Annotated in this window: 12 protein-coding genes; 4 read left to right on the top strand and 8 right to left on the bottom strand. The window is 72.6% G+C overall.

Annotation, left to right across the window (positions count from 1 at the left end; translation table 11 throughout):
- Window positions 1–501 precede the first annotated feature (501 nt).
- The 3 genes from WMF17_RS15785 to WMF17_RS15775 all read right to left on the bottom strand — a co-directional run bounded on the left by WMF17_RS15785 (window position 502) and on the right by WMF17_RS15775 (window position 7,469).
- Window positions 502–1,407, bottom strand: a complete 906-nt coding sequence (locus WMF17_RS15785) for a hypothetical protein (RefSeq protein WP_437602913.1) — start codon at window positions 1,405–1,407, stop codon at window positions 502–504.
- A complete protein-coding gene (locus tag WMF17_RS15780) occupies window positions 1,404–5,324 on the bottom strand; it encodes an RHS repeat-associated core domain-containing protein (protein ID WP_437602912.1) in 3,921 nt (1,306 codons plus the stop codon). Before WMF17_RS15780 ends, WMF17_RS15785 begins: the two co-directional genes overlap by 4 nt.
- 948 nt (window positions 5,325–6,272) lie before the next feature.
- The gene (locus tag WMF17_RS15775) at window positions 6,273–7,469 is read right to left on the bottom strand and encodes a hypothetical protein (RefSeq protein WP_437650225.1); all 1,197 of its coding nucleotides are present in this window, start codon (window positions 7,467–7,469) and stop codon (window positions 6,273–6,275) included.
- A gap of 114 nt (window positions 7,470–7,583) precedes the next feature.
- Here WMF17_RS15775 and WMF17_RS15770 point away from each other — a divergent pair, with 114 nt between their 5' ends.
- Window positions 7,584–8,660, top strand: a complete 1,077-nt coding sequence (locus WMF17_RS15770; protein WP_437650223.1) for an MJ1255/VC2487 family glycosyltransferase — start codon at window positions 7,584–7,586, stop codon at window positions 8,658–8,660.
- A 119-nt stretch (window positions 8,661–8,779) separates the two neighbouring features.
- On the opposite strand, the gene WMF17_RS15765 is transcribed toward WMF17_RS15770, so the two are convergent.
- On the bottom strand, window positions 8,780–9,571 hold the full coding sequence (locus WMF17_RS15765; protein WP_437650221.1) for a Stp1/IreP family PP2C-type Ser/Thr phosphatase: 792 nt from the start codon (window positions 9,569–9,571) through the stop codon (window positions 8,780–8,782).
- Window positions 9,572–9,629: 58 nt separating this feature from the next.
- Between WMF17_RS15765 and WMF17_RS15760 the strand changes: the two genes are divergently transcribed.
- Both WMF17_RS15760 and WMF17_RS15755 read left to right on the top strand, forming a co-directional pair.
- Window positions 9,630–11,015 carry an aldehyde dehydrogenase family protein gene (locus WMF17_RS15760; protein ID WP_437650219.1) on the top strand — a complete coding sequence of 462 codons (1,386 nt, stop codon included), beginning with the start codon at window positions 9,630–9,632 and terminating at the stop codon, window positions 11,013–11,015.
- 129 nt (window positions 11,016–11,144) lie between these two features.
- The gene (locus WMF17_RS15755; RefSeq protein WP_437602906.1) at window positions 11,145–11,573 is read left to right on the top strand and encodes a VOC family protein; all 429 of its coding nucleotides are present in this window, start codon (window positions 11,145–11,147) and stop codon (window positions 11,571–11,573) included.
- A 141-nt stretch (window positions 11,574–11,714) separates the two neighbouring features.
- On the opposite strand, the gene WMF17_RS15750 is transcribed toward WMF17_RS15755, so the two are convergent.
- Window positions 11,715–14,369 carry a hypothetical protein gene (locus tag WMF17_RS15750; RefSeq protein ID WP_437650217.1) on the bottom strand — a complete coding sequence of 885 codons (2,655 nt, stop codon included), beginning with the start codon at window positions 14,367–14,369 and terminating at the stop codon, window positions 11,715–11,717.
- 233 nt (window positions 14,370–14,602) lie between these two features.
- Here WMF17_RS15750 and WMF17_RS15745 point away from each other — a divergent pair, with 233 nt between their 5' ends.
- Window positions 14,603–14,782, top strand: a complete 180-nt coding sequence (locus tag WMF17_RS15745; protein ID WP_437602904.1) for a hypothetical protein — start codon at window positions 14,603–14,605, stop codon at window positions 14,780–14,782.
- 95 nt (window positions 14,783–14,877) lie between these two features.
- On the opposite strand, the gene rpsD is transcribed toward WMF17_RS15745, so the two are convergent.
- From rpsD to WMF17_RS15730, 3 genes are all read right to left on the bottom strand, one after another.
- Window positions 14,878–15,489 (bottom strand): 30S ribosomal protein S4, encoded by a 612-nt coding sequence (gene rpsD / locus WMF17_RS15740; RefSeq protein ID WP_437602903.1) that lies wholly within the window; start codon window positions 15,487–15,489, stop codon window positions 14,878–14,880.
- Between the two features lie 133 nt (window positions 15,490–15,622).
- Window positions 15,623–16,417: a class I SAM-dependent methyltransferase gene (locus tag WMF17_RS15735; RefSeq protein ID WP_437650215.1), complete on the bottom strand. Its 795-nt coding sequence runs from the start codon at window positions 16,415–16,417 to the stop codon at window positions 15,623–15,625.
- A 234-nt stretch (window positions 16,418–16,651) separates the two neighbouring features.
- Window positions 16,652–17,332 (bottom strand): hypothetical protein, encoded by a 681-nt coding sequence (locus tag WMF17_RS15730; RefSeq protein ID WP_437650213.1) that lies wholly within the window; start codon window positions 17,330–17,332, stop codon window positions 16,652–16,654.
- Window positions 17,333–17,610: the final 278 nt, after the last annotated feature.

The following is a 17,610-nucleotide window of genomic DNA, read 5'->3' as shown; positions in this document are numbered from 1 at the left end:
CAGTGCCCCCGTCGCAAAGCCGCCCAACCAGCCGATGGATCCGTCCTCGGGGCGGCCGATGCCGTTCTCATCGGAGACGCCGACCGCGGAACCGATCACGGCATAGCGAGGCCCGAGCGTCCCCTCGAGGTGCGCTCCCGCCGGCCACCAGGCGGGCACCTCTGTGCCGCTCTGTGGTTCAAGTTCTCCCCCTCACGGAACCAGGGAGGAACTTGGGCCTCGTCGCTGGTGCGGAGGAGCGGGCGACGGAAAGGTCAACAATTATCGATAGCTCCAAGGGACGGGAGCGTCTGGTTCCTCTTCCAGTGTGGCCCAACGCGGGCCCAATCGGCCGTCTTCGTAGCCTCAGCGTCCACCATGAAGGGGGGCGCGGCAGTGGCGCTCCGGCCGACGCCTGTACGGAACGGCGCAAGGCGCGGGGGCGGCGCGCCTCGGGACCGTCCCCGAAGTTGATCCATCGTCGGCGTCGTGCCCTGCCCGCGGGCGCGCGGGATGACGCTCTCACCGGAACGGCCACGGCTCGCCGACGCTCCGCGAGGCGATGCGGTAGTCGCCGGACTCGCCCCACACCGCCGCCTCCCTGTCGGGCGCGTTGGGCCCCATGGCGAACGTGAACGACAGGACAGGCCGCTGCCCCGCGCGCGGCCGCCGCTGGGGCCCCGACCAGCGCACCTCCAGGTTCGTGGCGAGCGCCGCCTCCAGGGCGGCGACGGCCTCGTCGGCGTCGGTGGTCGTGACCCGGGTGCCGACAAAGAAGCCGGGGGTGTTCTGCTCCACGATGTGGAGGTGCTCGCGCAACCACGCGGCCCCGTGCGCTCCCGACGCCGGGGCGAACGGCGGCGCGTAGAAGACCTCCGCGACCGCGGCGCCGACCAGGCCGGCGACGCTGATGTGATGCCACTGCAGGCGCTCCGGCTCGGGCGGCCAGGGCTCCGTCTCCAGCTCGATGGCGAGCGCCTCAAGGTACTGCGCCGGCCCGTCGAACGCCGGCGACACGCCCGCGGCCTCGGTGTCGACCAGGTACACCTGGCCGCCCTCGCCGATCCAGACCGAGGGGTACCCCTTCGCCACCACCGGCAGCAGCACCTCTCTCCCCGCGCGCGGCAGCTTCTCCGGCCCGAGCGGTCGCGCGCCTTCGAGCGCCTTCAGCGAGGCGAACACGCCGAGCCGCTTGTCCGGCGGGAGCGGCGTGCCCCCGGCGAGGCCCTCGAGCTCGAGCGCGCCCTCGTAGACGGGCAGCCCGCGCGCTTCCAGCAGAGCCCGCAGCGCGTCGGGCGACGTGGTGTGCGCCGGGTCGCGGAGGAGGTCGAGCTCCTGGAAGACCTCGACCGCGTGCCGGCTCAGCCGCCTGCGCGCGCTGTCGGCGAGCCGGATCGGACGGTCACTACCACTGCGTGCCTTGCTCATCTCCGTCGCTCCCTGCGGCGCTGCTGCCGCATTCCCTGCGCCCATCGCGGGTCGGGCGGCGTGCTGCGAAGCGAGTCTGTCCCGGTCTCGCTGCTGGCGCCTGGCTGCACCACGCGCTCCCGCGGCGCGCCCCAGCGGTCGCGCAGGTTCTGCAGGAGCTGCGAACAGTTCGGGCAAGGCGCCCGCGCCGTCCCGTCGGGGTGCTGCGCCTGTATCGAGGTGATGTCGCCCAGGCAGCGCTGTATCCGCCGGCGATCGCGCGGGTTGTTCGGATCGAGCGGGCGGCCGTTGTTGTTCTGGCGCTCCCAGTTGCGGATGTATTCGCTCAGCGCGCCGGGCTCCGCGCAGGTCTCCGGGCTCCGTCGTTCGGCCGGATAGAAGGGCTCGCCGCGGAGATCGACCGGCGGCGGCATCGCCGCGACGACGACCGGGTGTAGCGCCGGGTCGCTGCTCCGGCCGGCGGCACTGGCACCGCGGCCCCTGACGCCGTGCCCCGAGACGGTGCACAGCACCGGCGTGAGCCCCTCCGGATCGACGACGCGGAAGGGCTGCCCTCGGGCGTACTCGAATGCGTTCAGTCCGCCGGCGATCCCCAGCGGATCGGGGCTCAGATATAGGCCGACAGCAGCGTCGTAGAAGCGGTAGCGGTTGTATGCGAGCCCGGTCTCGTCGTCGTGGTACTGGCCGGGGTAGCGCCAGGGGGTCGGGGCCGGCCCGAAAGGCGGGGTATCGAGCGCGCCCCACACGCGGAGCCGGAGGCGCGCGAGCACCTCGCCCGTGTCCGAGAGCAGCAGCGAGGGCGCGCCGCCTGCGCCGAGCACATAGTGCACCCACCGGCTGACCTCCGGCTCGCCCCCCGGCACATGCTCCCGGTGCGCGAGCGGGCCCTCGCCCTGCTCGCCCCAGAGATAGTCGCGCACGCGGATAACGCGCCGCTGTCCCGCAACGACCTCTTCTGTGATTTCCTGGAGCAGGTCGTCCCCGCTCCAGACGAAGTGGGTCTCGAGCAAGGCCCCGTCCGCGCGGCTCACGCGCTTGAGCAGGCGGCGCGCAGACGCGTCATAGACGTTCTCGGCCCGGGTCCCGTCCGGCAGCACCACCGCGGCGAGCAGCCCACGGCCGCTCCACGCGTACCTGACGCGCTCACCCGTGGTCCTGTCGACGCGCGCCGTGCGGCGCGCCTCGGCGTCGTGCTCGTACGAGATGTCGCCACGCGAGAGCAGCACCCCGCCTGGGCCGTAGCGGCGGGCCGGCGCGTCGTCCCCTGCCTCCTGCAGGCGCCCGCCGCCGCCGTGCGAGAACCGCTCGGCCGGGGTGTGCGTCGACAGCTGCGCGAGGATGCGCCCCGCCGCATCGTGCTCGAAGCGCGTTCGCTCGCCGCCCGTCGCGACATGCTCCACCAGGTCACCTCCCGGCGAGTGCGCGAAGCCTTCGGCGTACGTTGTGCCCGGCGGCAGCGGGCCCACCCAGTCTGGCTCTGCCTCGCGCGCGTTCGACCGCCCGAGCACGCGGCGCTCCACCAGCGCGCCGACGCCATCGTAGCGACAGAGTACGCGGCCACCGCCCGGGAGCTCGCGCAGGAGCTCCCGCCCGAAGGTGTCGTAGGTGCGCTCGATGGCAGCGCCGGAGGTCACAACGCGCCGGGCGCGGCCCATTCGATCGCGCTCGTAGCGCGCCTCGTGCCCTGTCGAGGTCCGGAGCGCCGTGCGGCGCCCGGCAGCGTCGTACGCGCTCTCGATCACGACCCTCCGACCAGCGCAGGTCTGCACCTCGCGCACGAGGTTGCCGCGCTGGTCGTACGTGAACTCGCAGCAGGTGGCCTCGGTCTCCGCGTGGATCAGGCGGCCCACCGGGTCATAGTCGAACGCGTCGAAGGTGTCGTCGGCGTACCCGCGCCGGACCACCCTGCCGCACGGGTCGCGCTCGATCTCGGTCGTGTGCGCGGCCGCGTCCCGGATGTGCTGGACGCGGCCCGCCGCGTCCAGCCGGTAGCGGAGCTCGCGCCCATCGAAGAAACGCTCGGCCACGATCCGTCCCGCCGCATCGCGCTCGATGCGGTGCACCTCCCCGCGCTCATTCTCCACCTCGACGAGCTGGCACTCCCGGTCATACCGGAAGCGGATGGTCTCGCCGTTCGGCTTGCGGAGCTCGTGAACGAGGTTGTACCCGCCCCACGCGAGATCGTACGCCCCGTCTGGCCCGCGGTACCGCGTGATCCGCCCGTCCTCGTCGCGCTCGATCGCGACCTCGGCGCCGCCCGGGAAGCGCAGCCCCCAGAGGGCGCCGCGCTCGTCGTAGTGGAAGCTGGTCCTGTGCCCCTCCTCGTCAGTGACGGCGAGCACCCGGCCCACATCGTCGTACTCCATGCGGCGCGGCTTGCCGTGCGGCTCCACGAGCTCGATGAGGTTCCCCTCGGCGTCATGGCGGAAGAGGGTGACGCCCCCATCGGGCAGGACGGCGGTTATGCGCAACCCCCGCTCGTCGTAGGTGAAGCGCAGAAGCTCGCCGAGCGCGTCCCGGACCCCCAGCAGGTTCGCTGCGTCATCGTAGCTGTAATGGCACGCAGCGCCGAGCGCATCGGTGGCCTCGACCACGTTGCCCTGCGGATCGTGGCGATGCTCGATGCGCGCGCCCGTCGGATCGACGATCGCGACGACCCGGCCCGCCGCGTCCCGCTCGTAGAGCGTGCGCGCGCCGGTCGGGTCGCTGTACGCGACGAGATCGCCGCGCGCGTCGTACGCGGCGCCCTCGACCCACAAGCCGGCAGCGAGGTCGATCTTGCCGAAGGCGTTGCTGTCAAATCGCCGCGCCTGCCGGGAGTCGTACACCATGGTGAAACCGTCGGCGTACTCCAGGCGGCAGTGGAGCATGCCCCGCGCGGGCGTCTGCCCGTCGGCGAGGACCGTCGGGCTCCCTTCGGCCAGGGCCGGGTCGCGTTCGCCGGGGTGTGCGCACCAGGTCTCGGTGCAGCGGCCCTTCCCGTCGTAGCGGTAGAAGACGCGCAGCCCCGAAGGGGAGGCTTGCTCGACCAGGCGATGCTCGTCGTAGGCGTAGCGCACGCTCCGGCCGGCGGCGTCCGTGGCCGCGACGAGGTCGCCTCGATCGTCGTAGGCGTAGGTCCGGCAGCGCACGGTGCGTCCCCGCGCGGTGACGAGCTCGAACGCTTCGATCCGCCCGTCCCGGTAGCGGCGGACGCGCACGGTGCGGCCGGCGCTGTCGCGCAGCGATTCGAGCAGATCGCCCTGGTAGGCGAGGTCGACCCGGTTGCCGGCCCGGTCGACGATCGTGGCGAGCCGGTGGCGCTCGCGGGACGCCGCGAAAGGCTCGAAGAGGTAAACGAGGCCGTCCTCGCCGGTGACGAGGAATCCGTTCTCGTCGCGACGAAGGCGGCCGCCGCTGTTGAGCGCGACCTCGCCGCCTGGCGGCGGGATATCGCGGAGAGACGCGGCGCCGCTCGGCGCGTGGACGACCAGGGTGCGCCGCCGGAGCGCGATCTCCCATGCGAGCGAGTGTGTCCATCCCGCGCCCAGCCCGACGTCGTGCTCGCGGGCGAAGGACGAGTAACTGCGGCGCAGCTCGAAGACCATGGGGCCTGTCAGCACCAGGTCCGTCTGCGGGAGCGTGTAGACCCGCCCCGTCACCGGGTCGACCGGGTCGCCGGCGTGCGTGCCGCCGTTGCCTCCGTGTGCCGGGTTCATGCAGCCGCCGCCGCTACCTGGTCCGCACCCGTTCGCGCCTGGCCCCCCGCCATTCGCGCCGTTGCCGCCGTTGTTCCCGCCGGCGCCCTGGCCCGCGCCGCTGCCGCTGCCGCCTCGTCCGTTGTCGCCCCCGCCGGCGCCGCCGCCGCCCAGGATAAAGACGCCTGGATTCATGCCAGGGATCGCAGGGATGTTCGGGACCGGAGCGGTGCGCGCCATGGCTGGAGAGTATCGCCTAAAGCGTCCTAGGCGCACCAGCGGGAGAGCGGGAGCCCCCGGGTCCGCCGCGGCCTCATCCGCTTCCTCCCGCGGGGGCCGGCGGCACCTCCACCACCTCCGGGAGCACCTCGCCCTCGGCTGCGGCCGGCGGACTCCCCTCCGCGCGTGAGCTGGACCTGGTACCGATGAGTATCCGCCGTGTGGACGTGTCGATGCGGCGTTCATAAACGCCGGCACATCTGTGCTTGTGCTGTTCTTTCTCGCTGGGAAAGGCTCATGCCATTCGGTGAATGGTTTCTGTCATGAGACGTTTTCATGCGCTGGCCCGGGGCCGACATGCGTCCCAATACCGGAGGTGGCGTTCCGGCGGCGAGGCGAACGGCGGGCTAGACTATCGGCGTGAGCTTGCGCGCCTCTCCGGTGCCACCGGCGGCCCGAGCAGCCGCCCGATCGCCTCGTGCACGACACGGGCCGCCTCTTCATCCCCGAGCGCGACGGCGTGCGTAAGCGCCTCGGCGAGCGAGGCGACCACGACGGCCCGATGTGCCGGGTTGGCGCTCGCGATCTCCCCAGGCCCGAGGCTCGCCGGTTGGACCCGGGTTGGGCCCACGCCGTCCGAGGGGCTGCGATCCGTCGTCACGCCTCCCCGAAATCGCGCCGAATCGCACGGATCGCCCCGGTTCGCTATGGCAAATTCGTCCTTGGTCGACACTGTACCAGAGCACGGCCGGCGGGCGAATCGCCATGACCGGACGGCAAAGCTCTGCTTGAGATCGCTCCCGTGCGTCACGCGCCCTGACGGGCCATCCATGCGAGCTCGCTCATCGGTTGTCGCGCGCGGACTCGCGTCGATGGAGGCCAGCTCGGCGCAATCGACGCCGGCCCCCTGTCACCCGGCCCGCGACGGCGCCACGGATCGGCCCATGTCATTGCCGACGAAGAAGACGTCTATCGGCCTCTCCAGCAACAGCAGGCCGAAGAACAAGAACAAGCGACACCACTGGAAGCGCTACCGCGGCCAGGGCAAGTCGCATCACGGGTAGCCGCTCCGGCGAGCTCCGGCGAGCTCCGCGACTCGCCCGCGGCGACGGCGCATCCCTCGCCCCTGCGCGCCCCCCGGTCCCCCCACGACCGCGACCAGCTCCCCCATGCGCCCGCCGCCCGTCCCACGAGCGCGGCGGCCGCCACCACGCCGCGCGCCCGCAGCGTCGTCCGGGGCAGGCGCGGCTCGAGCGGCGGCGCCACGAAGGCCTCCAGCCAGGCCTCGGCCGGCGGCCGCGCCAGCACCCCGCCGAGGTCGAACAGCGAGAGATCCTGGACGCCGGCCGCCTCCGCGACGGCCACGTCCTCGCGGAGCTCGGCGACAGAGCGGTAGACCGGCTCGTCGCCGAGCGCCCCCTTCCCCACCGCGCCCACCGAGACACCCGCCCTCGGACCGAACCGCCCGGCGGCGGCGCGGCACGCCCAGCCGAGCAGCGCGACAGCGTCGTCCCGGCCGAGCGCGCCGCGCGAGTAGCCCTCGATCAGCGAGGTGTACAGCATCGCGCTGACCCGCCCCCACGGCGGCGCCGACACGGGCGTCCCGAGGATCCGCTCCCAGCCGCCCGCCGGCCCGTCGGCCAGGACGAGCGGCACGATCGCGGCCGAGGTCGCCACCCCGCGCGCGTGGATCGCGCCCGCCACCTCGACGTACGCGCGCTGCGCGTCGCGCCACCGCGCACCCCGCTCCCCCGGGCTCTCCCGCGCTCCGCGGGGGCCGCCGCCGAGCAGAGCGAGCGCGCCGCGGCCGCCCCCGAGCGCCCGGCGCACCTGCTGGATCGGCGGCTCCAGATCGACCGCGACCTCCGCCGCCGCGAGGCCGCGGGCGTCGAGCGCGTCGAGCAGCCGCGCGACGAACCCGCCGAACGCCGCCGCGTTGCCGGCGCTCGCCCACCGCCCGTCCTCGTCCGCGATCATCGGCCACACAGCGACCGCCACCCCCGCGTCCGCGCACGCCGCCGCGAGATCCGGCAGGCCCGCGGCCGTCTCCGGCCGCACGGCGATCGCGAGCTCCAGCGCGTACCGCCGGAGGAGCGCGAGCGTGCCAGGCGCACGCACCGCCTCGAGCGGCAGGAGCTCGCTCCAGATCCGGCGGCGCGGCGTCACACCCGCCGCCCGCGGCGCGGCGGCGGCTGGACGCCCGCGACGCCTGCGCCGCCCCCGCCCCGGCGACGCCGTTTCCTTCCGAACCCCCGGCGGCCGCCGCTACAGTCGCGCTTCATGAAGATCCTCTACGGCGTCGTCGGCGAAGGGATGGGGCACGCCATGCGCTCGCGCGTCGTGATCGAGCGCCTGCTCGAGCTGGGACACGAGATCGAGATCATGGCGTCCGGCCGGGCGACCGACTTCCTGTCGAAGCGCTTCGCGGGGGTGAACCGCATTCACGGGCTCCACATGATCTACGAGGAGAACCGGGTCCGCCGCGGCAAGACGCTCTGGTCCAACGTGCTCTCCGGCGCGACGGGCACGCCGAAGAACATCGCCGCGTACTTCGAGCTCATCAAGGACTTTCGCCCCGAGCTCACGATCAGCGACTTCGAGTCGTGGACGTACCTCTACGCCAAGCTCCACCGGCTGCCGATCCTCTCGATCGACAACATGCAGATCATCAACCGGTGCACCCACGACCCCGAGATCGTCGCCGGCCACGAGGCGGGCTTCCAGCTCACGCGCGCGTTCGTGAAGAGCAAGCTGCCGTTCTGCAGCCACTACGTCATCGCCACGTTCTTCCGCCCCCCGGTCCGCAAGCAGGAGACGACGCTCGTGCCGCCGATCCTCCGCCCCGAGGTCGTCGCCGCGAACCGCCGCCCCGGGGAGCACCTGCTCATCTACCAGACCGCCGAGGGGAACGAGGCGCTCGCCCAGACGCTCGCCAGGACCGGGCTCGAGTGCCGCATCTACGGGATGCGCCGGAGCATCACCGAGGAGCAGGTCGAGGGGAACCTGCGCTACCGCCCCTTCAGCGAGGAGGGCTTCATCGACGACCTCGCCTCGTGCCGCGCCGTCATCGCCGGCGGAGGGTTCACGCTGATGGGCGAGGCGGTCTACCTGCGCAAGCCGATGCTCGCCGTCCCCCTCGGCCGCCAGTTCGAGCAGGTGCTCAACGCCCGCTACCTCGAGCGCGAGGGGTTCGGCCGCGCCGCCGATTCGCTCGACGACCCGGCGGTCATCGCGGACTTCGTGAAGGCCATCCCGGGCTGCGAGGAGAAGCTCGCGGGCTACTCCCAGGACGGCAACCGGCGGCTGTTCGAGGTGATGGACGAGCTGCTCGACCGCGCGCACGCCGGCGTGCTCTGAGCCCGGTCCGCGGCGGAGCCCAACGGCGCAGCGCCGGCGTGCGCTGAGCGCAGCGCCGCTGCGGCGCGCCCCCTCGCGGAGCGTCGCCCTTCCTCGCCTCCTCCGACCGTCTCCGGATATTACCGCGCGTTGCGGCTCTTCGCGCCCTGGCGCTGGCTCTGCGACGCCGAGGCGGTCTCCTCGATCCGGACGAGGACGGCGGTGATGTTGTCGCGGCCGCCGTTCTCGTTGGCGCAGTCGATGAGCTTGCAGCACGCCTCGGCGAGCACGGCGTTCTTCTCGATGATGCGCGCGATCTCGTGGTCGTCGACGAGCCCGTGGAGGCCGTCGGAGCAGAGGAGGAACACGTCGCCGGCCTCGACGCTCTCGGCGCGCAGGTCGACGTCGACGCTGGGGCTGATGCCGAGCGCGCGCGTGATCACGTTGCGGGGCAGGTACGCGAGGTCGCTCTCGGTGAGGTCGGGCCGCTCGAGGAGCGCGTCCGCGATGAGCGAGTGGTCGCGGGTCAGCTGCGCGAACTCGCCCCCGCGGAGCAGGTAGCAGCGGCTGTCGCCGGCGTGCGCGACGTAGAGCTTCCGCTCCCGCGGCGCGAACGCCGCGGCGACGACCGTGGTGCCCATGCCGCGGTAGAACCGCGAGTCGTCGGCGTGCGCGAAGATGCGCGCGTTCGCGTACGTCACGGCGGCGCGGAGCCTGTCGCCGGTCGACGCCTTGCGGCGCTTGCCGTTCGCCTCGCGGAAGTAGCCGGCGATGGCGCTGGCGGCGATGCGGCTCGCGACCTCGCCGGCCTCGTGCCCGCCCATGCCATCCGCGACGACGTAGACGTTGAACTCGGGGAGGAGGATGTATCGGTCCTCGTTGTGGATCCGCTCCCTGCCGACGTCCGATAGCCCTGCCGCGGTGGCGCGCATTCGCCCCGAGTCTAGACGACACTTGGCCTCCCAGGGAACTGGGTTAATCTCCCCCGCCATGCCCGACCTGGTGATCGACAACCCGTATACCCTCGAAGAAGCCGTCCGCCGGCCTCTCGCCGGCGAGACCGAGGTCGACCGGCTCCTCGACGCCGCGACCGCCGCCGCGCGGAGCTTCTCGCGCACATCCCTCGCCGAGCGCGCCGCCCTGTGCCTGCGCGCGGTCGAGCGCATCGAGGCCAGCGCGCCCTCGATCGCCGCCGACATCACCCGCATGATGGGCAAGCCCCTGCGTCAATCCCGCAACGAAATCGCGGGGATGGCCAAGCGAGCCCGGCACGTGATCTCGATCGCGGAGGGCGCGCTCGCCGACGTGGTCCTCCCGGAGCTCCCGGGGCTGGAGCGGCGGATCGTGCGGGCGCCGCTCGGTGTGGTGTTCAACCTCCCTGCCTGGAATTACCCGCTCCTCACGGCCGTGAACGTGGTCATCCCCGCGGTGCTCTCGGGCAATGTCGTGCTGCTCAAGCACTCGCCGCGCTCGCCGCTCTGCGGGGAGCACTTCGCGGCCGCGTTCGCCGAGGCCGGCGCCCCGCCCGGCCTCGTCCAGGCCTTCCACTGCGATCACGCCACGTCCGAGCGCATCGCGTCCGACCCGCGCGTGAGCTTCGTGGCGTTCACCGGTTCCGTCGAAGGCGGACGGAGGATCTACGCGGCCACGTCGAAGAAGGTGGCCGTCGACGCCGGCCTGGAGCTCGGTGGGAAGGACGGCGCCTATGTCGCAGCCGACGCGGACCTCGAGAAGGCCGTGGACGGGATCGTCGACGGCGCCTGCTACAACGCCGGACAGAGCTGCTGTGCGGTCGAGCGCGCGTATGTTCACCGCGATCTCTATCCGAGGTTCGTGGAGGCCGCGCTGGAGCTGATGAAGGGCTACGTCCTCGGCGATCCGACCGACGAGCGCACGAACCTGGGTCCGATGGCGCAGCCGCACGCGCCGGCGTTCCTGGAGGCGCAGGTGAAGCAGGCGCTGTCGCGGGGCGCGCAGGCGCTCTGCGGCGGCCGGGCGACGCAGGTCGACGGGCGCGGGCGCTTTTTCCAGCCGACGCTGCTTGTCGACGCGGCGCCGGATCTCGACGTGATGCGCATCGAGTCGTTCGGGCCGGTGCTGCCGATCGTGCCCGTCTCGTCGGACGAGGAGGCGCTGGCGCTGATGAACGACAGCGATCTCGGCCTCACCGCGTCGGTCTGGACGCGGGATCGCGAGCGCGCGGCGCGGCTCGCGCGCGAGCTCGAGGTCGGCACGGTCTTCATGAACCAGTGCGACACCCTGGATCCGGCGCTCCCGTGGACGGGCGCGAAGAACAGCGGCAAGGGCGCGACGCTCTCGACGCTCGGGTTCCTGCACCTGACGCGGCCGAAGTCGATCAACTTCAAGATCGGCTGAGGGCCGGATCGCGCGGCGCCGGCGCGCTGCGGGGCGCCCGCGCCCGGCGCCCGGTTCGACGAGCGCGCAGCGGGGGTCGTCGTCGTTCGGGCTTGCCATGCGCCATGGGTCGTGGGGATATCCGATAGTATGGAAACCCAACAGATCTACCGTGGGCGTCTCATCGATCACATCCAGCTCGTCGTGGCGGACATTGCGGCGAGCAAGAAATTTTACCAGGCAGTCTTCGACGCCGTCGGTATTCCGATGGGCGGCGAGGCCGACGATTACTTCTGGGCCGACGAGCTCTTCGTATCGAGCGCGAGCTCAAAGGCCGCTGCGGGCGTCCTCACCGGCCGGACGCACCTCGCCTTCCAGGCGAACGACCGCGCCACGGTCGAGCGCTTCCACACCGCCGCGCTCGCCGCGGGCGGCAAGGACCAGGGCGCTCCAGGCGAGCGACCGTACCATCCCGGCTACTACGCGGCGTTCGTGCTCGATCCCGACGGAAACAACATCGAGGTCGTCCATCACGGCCCGGCGAACAGGTCGGCGGACGCGATCGAGATCACGTTCTGACCTGCAAAGACCCAGCTGGTGCCCGGAGAGAGAGTTCACCTGAGAAGAAATCAAGGGGCCAAGTAATGCCATGACCCCTCTCTCTTCTGTACACTCTTCCTCTCCTCTCCCTTGGCGCCTTGGCGTTTTATTCTCCTCTCATCAACACGACCGCTGCGCCGGCTCCCCCTCGATGCAGATCCGCTTCCTCGCGACCGGCCTCGCCGCGATGTCGTTGAGGACCACGCCGAGGATGCGGCGCTCGCCGAGCTGCTCGGCGGCCCTGGTGAGCGATGAGGCCCGGGTCAGCGAGGCGCGAGCGACCAGGACGATGCCGTCGGAGGCGTCCTCGATGACGTTGGCGTCGCCCGACCCGAGGACGGGCGGGCCGTCAATCACCACGTAGTCGAAGTAGCGCCGGAGGGTGCGCATCGCGGCCTCGAAGTGGACCGAGTGGAGCGCCGCTGGATAGCTCGCCTCGAGCGACGGCTCCGCGAGCACCGACAGCGAGGGGCTGAGGGCGATGACGCCGAGAGGACGGGCCTCGCCGGCCATCCGCCGGCGGAGCTGCTCCGAGAAGCCCGCGTGCGGGGGAAGCCGGAGGCCGAGGAGCGCCGCGACGCGGGGGCGCGCGAGGTGGCCCTCGACGAGCAGGACCCGCGCGCGCTCGGCCTCGGCGAGGGTCATCGCGAGGCGCGCCGCGAGCGCGGTCTTGCCCTCGGCCCGGCCGGGGCTCACCACCGCGATCGCGAGCGGCTCGCCCCCCCGCCGCTGATCGAGCCGGTGCCGGAGGACCCGGAGCGCCGCGAGCGCCGGCGCGGGAGCATCCCTGAGCAGCTCGAACACGCCGCACCCCTCGGGGTCGACGTCGGCGCCGAGGATCTCCACCTCGGGCTCGCGAAACCCAGCGCCCCCGACGTACGCGAGGTGGCGCGGGCCCACGCAGGCGAGCGACCCGCCCGGCGCGCTCCACGACGGCTCGGGCGCGCTCCAGGCGGGGCCGACGTCGCCGTCGTCGAGCTCCAGGCCGTCCGGGAGCGTGTCCTCCAGGGTGAACCCGGGTCGGGCGGACGCTGGCTCCGCCGGGGCGCTGGGCCCCGCGATGCTGTCCCCGGGCACGGCCGGCGGCTCCGCGCCGTCTCCGGGCGCGCCGGGCCGCTCTGCGTCGTCGTCGGGCGCGCCGGTCGGCTCGCCGCTGGTTCCCGGCGCGCCGGTCGGCGCAGCGCTGTACGCCGGCACGATCGCGCGCTCGCGGAGCGGCGGGCGCGCCGGGAGCTCCGGCATCGCGGCGAGCAGGGCGGGGCCGCCGAGCGCGTGGATGTCGCCCCCGTCGTACACCGTGTCGTTGAGCAGCACCCGGGCCCCGGCGACGCCGAGCGCGAAGAAGAACGTCACCGCGGCGCCCGCGAAGAAGACACGGCCCCGCCCGCGATCCGGGCGGCTCGGCAGGTACGCCGGATCGAGGACGTCGAGCTCCGTCTCGCTCTTGTTCTCGGCGGCGTCCGCGGAGAGGTTCGCGGCGCGCTCGTTGGCCTGGACGGTCTTCAGGTACTCGCGCGCCCGCTCTAGATCGAGGCGGAGCCGGTGCCACTCGGTCTCGAGCTCGATCACGCGCTCTTCCGCGCCCCCATCCGGCCCCGCCGGCGCCCGCCGCGCCTCGTCCACCACCGCCGTCCCGCCGCCGCCATGGCGCGCGCGCAGGCCCGCGATCTGCCGGAGCAACGCGCTCCGCTCGGCCGCCAGCGCCGCGCGCCGCGGCGGCGTGAGCGCGCGCGCCTCGCCGCTCGACGCCTCGGTGAGGCCCGCGCGCACAAGCCGGAGCGCGCTCTCGGCGGCCGCGAGCTGGCTCCTGGCCGCCTCGACGCGGCGCTTCGCGCCGATGGCGTCCGGGTGGATCGGGGTCACGGTCGCCAGCTTCTCGGCGAGCGCCGCCTCGGCCGACACGACCGCCGCGGCGGCTGCGTCGCGGGCCCGCTGCGCCTCGAGGACGCTCGGCGGCAGCGGCCGCCCCGGCGCCGCGGGCGAGCGCGCGGCCCCGAGCAGCGCCTCGACCCGGGCGAGCTGGCGCTCCAGCGCGACGAGCTGCGGGTCCGCAGGGCGGGCCGGCTGCGCGGGCGCGGCCCGGGCCGCCGCCGGCGCGGGGGCGCCGGGGGGGCCGAGCGGCTGGGGCACCGGCGCGTACGGCGAGTCGTTGAGACCCCACTGGAACTGCGGGTTCCTGGCGAGGAACGTCGCCAGCGCGCGGCTCGCCTCCTCGACCTTGGCGCTGGCCTCGTCGAGCTCCCGCCGCAGGAAGTCGCGGGTCATCGTCGCCGCGCCGAGGCTGTCGCGGCGGTAGTCGTCGATCAGGATCTGCGTGAGGCGGGCGGCGACCTGCTGCGCGATGAGCGGGTCGTCGTGGGTGAACGAGATGACGTACGTGTCGCTGCTCTGCGCGCGGAACCCGACGTGGTCCTTCATCTCCTCGACCGCCTCGACCATCGAGCGGGCGGATTTCTCCGGGTACAGCCCGAACGCCTCGATGACGCCGGCGAGCGTCCCGCGCGCGATGAGCGTGTCCTTGAGCTTCGGCCCGAGGCGCGCCGCGCGCGCGGTGCTGCTCTGGGGATCGCGGCCGGTCTGGATGGTCTCGCGGTAGAGGATTGTGGCCTCGCTCCGCCACACCCGCTTCGTGGCGAGCGCCAGCGCGAGGGAGATCGAGAGCCCGACGGCGATCATCGCGGCCACGCTGCGCCAGTACATCCGGACCCGACCGAGGACGCTGATCGCGCGATCCAGGCGCTCCCGGGGTGTGCTCTCCGTGCTCAGGCTGGACATGATGCTCCCCTCCCCGTGGGCAGCGCCGCGCGGCGCGACGCGCGCGCGCGGGGGCGCTCCGGGCCCACACGGCAAGGCGCGTGCTCGCGGGCGCGTCACCCAAGGACGCACCCGCGCGAGGAGATGGCGCGAGGCCGCGAGGAGGGGTGAGGAGTAACGAGCGCCGTGGACATTTCGCGTCAGGGGAGCGCGAAGTACTTCGCGGACAGGCGCGGGGGCCCCGGCGCTCTCCCTTGCAGTGTTTCCTGCCGGCGAGCACCGAGAAGACCGGCGAGGCGCTCTCGGCGAGGAACGGCGCAGGCCTCTATTCGCGGAACGTCATCCCCGCGTACGGCTATATCGACTGCATCTTCGGCAAGACCGCGGCGACCGACGTGTACCCGTTCATGGTCGAGCACCTCGACCGCACCTGAGAGCGGGACCGAAAGCGCGGGAGCAGCCCTCGCGCTGACAGGCGAAGATCCTCCGCGACGTCAGCGCTCGCCGGCGCGGTGAGACCTGCTCTCCGTCACAGTCGCTGCGAGTAGAACTCGATGATGAGCTGAACCTCGATCGGGAACGGGATGCTCGTCTCGTCCGGCAGGCTCGTCATACGCGCCTGCCGGGTGTCCTTGTCGACCGCGAGCCACGCGGGGGCTTCCAGATCCGCTCTCGCGAGGCCGGCCACGACGGTCTGGTGGTCACGGCGCTGCTCGCGCACGCTCACCGTCTCTCCGGCGCTGACGCGGTAGGAGGGGATGTCGACGCGCTTTCCGCCGATGAGCACGTGCCCGTGCGCCACCAGCTGCCGCGCGGCCGGGATGGTGCGCGCGAAGCCCGCGCGGAAGATGACGTTGTCGAGCCGCCGCTCGAGCAGCTCGATGAGCTTCGTCCCGGCGGCCAGCTTGCTCCTGCGCGCCTCGAGCATGAGCGCTCGGAGCTGCGTGTCGGTGAGGCCGTAGTTGAGCCGGACCTTCTGCTTCTCGCGGAGCCGCAGGGCGTACTCGCTGTGCTTCTTGCGGGCCTGGCCGTGCTGCCCGGGGGGGTAGGGTCGGCGCTCGGTCTTCTTCGCCGATAGCCCGGGGAGCTCGACCCCGAGCGCGCGCATGACCTTGACGCGAGGTCCGGTGTAACGGCTCATGTCCGGCCCCTCCCCCGGGACGCGCGCGCGGCGTGAGGAGCGAGCCCGGCGCCGTCCGGCGCCGGTGCGTCAGCATGTTCCTGAATGTTCATCGAGATCCTTTGTCTTCTTTCCTGGTCCTGTTTTTGAGGGCTCACACGCGCCGGAGGTGGCGGAGGATCGGTAAGTGCGCGCTGCGAAGGACGCGCGCGAGCCCGTTCGCGGCCCGGACGCGGGCGTTGAGCGGCTCGGGGTAATCGTCTTCATCGAGGACGCGTAACCACGGGAACGTCTCGACGCCGCCGCCGGGTCGGCGGAGCTCCGCGTGGCGCGCGCCCCTCGCCGTGGCGGGGCGAAGGTGGAGGCACGGTGTCGCGTCGAGCAGGAGCTCCACGTCCTTCGCGAGGCGCAAGGAGGCCTGGGTCAAGAAGGCGGAGATCCGCTCGGGACCGAGCTGGGAGAAGAGGCCGAGGCCGATGATCAACGTGGGGAAGCCCTGCGCCTTGGAGAGCTGATCGATCCAGTGATCGCAGCCAGGGGACGCGGCGGTCAGCGCGTACCGCGACGTCCTGGGGGCGCGGCGGAGCTTCCATGCGATGACGCGGGGGACGTCGAGCTCGACCCAGTGGAGCAGCCCGTTGTCAACGCGCGAGAATCGGGTGCACGGCCCGGAGAAGAGCCCGATGGCCAACCCGTCCGGGTGGCGGCGGAAGAAGTCGTGCACGACGTCGTCCACCAGCCGCGTGCGAGCGGCGAGCGGGCGGAGCTCCTGTTCGGTGAAGCCCGCGCGCTCGACGTCGAGCACGCGGGCGAGATGGCGCGCTTCGTCGTCGTGGAACCCGAGGTCTGGAAGAGCGTCGGTTGCATAGGCGCACGCGGCGACCCCCGCGAGCTCGCGCCGGGCAAAGGAAGGGGCGGCATCGATACTGAAAATCATTTTCATTTTCATGACACATTCCTGCGTCCTACGTCAAGCGGAGGGCGGAGACGGAGACGTGGCCCACCCAGGTTGGCCCTCGCGACCTCACCCAGGTTGGCCCTCGCCCAGGTTGGCACCCCGCCGCGACCTCACCCAGGTTGGCCCTCGCCCAGGTTGGCCCTCGGCACCCCGCCGCAACCTCACCCAGGTTGGCCCTCAAGGTGCCAGCCACCGGGACGACACGCCGACCACGTGGGGCCGCCGCTACCCCTCCCTCCCAGCAACGGCGACCGCACCGAGGCCTCGTTCGCCCCGTCGTTCACCCCCGCTGCGCGCCAGACGCGTCGGACGGGTCCAACGCGACGCGCCGGCCGTCCTCATCGAAGTTGCCATGGCCCGGAGCGCGCGTAGCTCGACATCGTCGGCGATGCGCTCTTCGAGGAAGCGCATCGGCGAGCCTGGTGCTCGCGCGCTCGTCCACAGGATCGCCGCCGCCTCCCTCGCCGACGCTGCCGCGCGCGCTCTCGCCCAGCGCGCCGCGAGCTCCGAGACGCAGAGCCCGCGGTAGCTGCACGCCTCGCTCACGAGGGCGACGTCGAGCGCGCGCGCAAGCCGGCGCGCCGCGCGAGCGTTCGTCAGCACGCGGTCGATGAGGACGCGCAGCGCCTCGCCGGACGGCTCGTCCGCGGCCTCACGGACCTCCGCTCCCGCCACGGCGCTCACCACGGCGCCGATCTCTTCGCACGAGAGCGCGAGCGCGACGATCAGCCGAAGAACGCGCGGCGAGCAGTGCCAAGGGGGCGAGCCGGCCAGCGCGAGCGGTCTCCTCCTCCCCATGAGCGAGCCCTCGCGCGCTGCGCCGAGCCGCAGGTCGTCGCTCCCCCAGCTCCGAAGAGCTGCCGTGCGATCGGGGCCGATCGATCCCGGCGCCGCCGGGCCCTTCACGACCGCCTCCCCCCACCGCAGGCGACGCCGCGAAATGCACGGCAACCAGCGCCGCGAAACGAAAGCTGCCGCCAGATGGCGCCGGCGACCAGCCCGCTTTCGGAACCCACCAGAGCGTGTATTGAATTGATAATGATCTTCATTTTCAATAAATGTACGGTGGTACAGCTGTAATCGTCAAGAAATTTCGCGAGCGGCCCTCGACCGAGGTTGCGCGGCCCGACGTGGCGCGGCCCGACCCGCGCGGCCCGACCTGACCGTGGTTGGGTCAACCCAGG

This window comes from Sorangium sp. So ce362 (assembly GCF_051519845.1).
Taxonomy (GTDB): Bacteria; Myxococcota_A; Polyangia; order Polyangiales; family Polyangiaceae; genus Sorangium.
The sequence above is the reverse complement of the archived record's forward strand: the minus strand, read 5'-3'. Positions and strand labels throughout refer to the sequence as shown.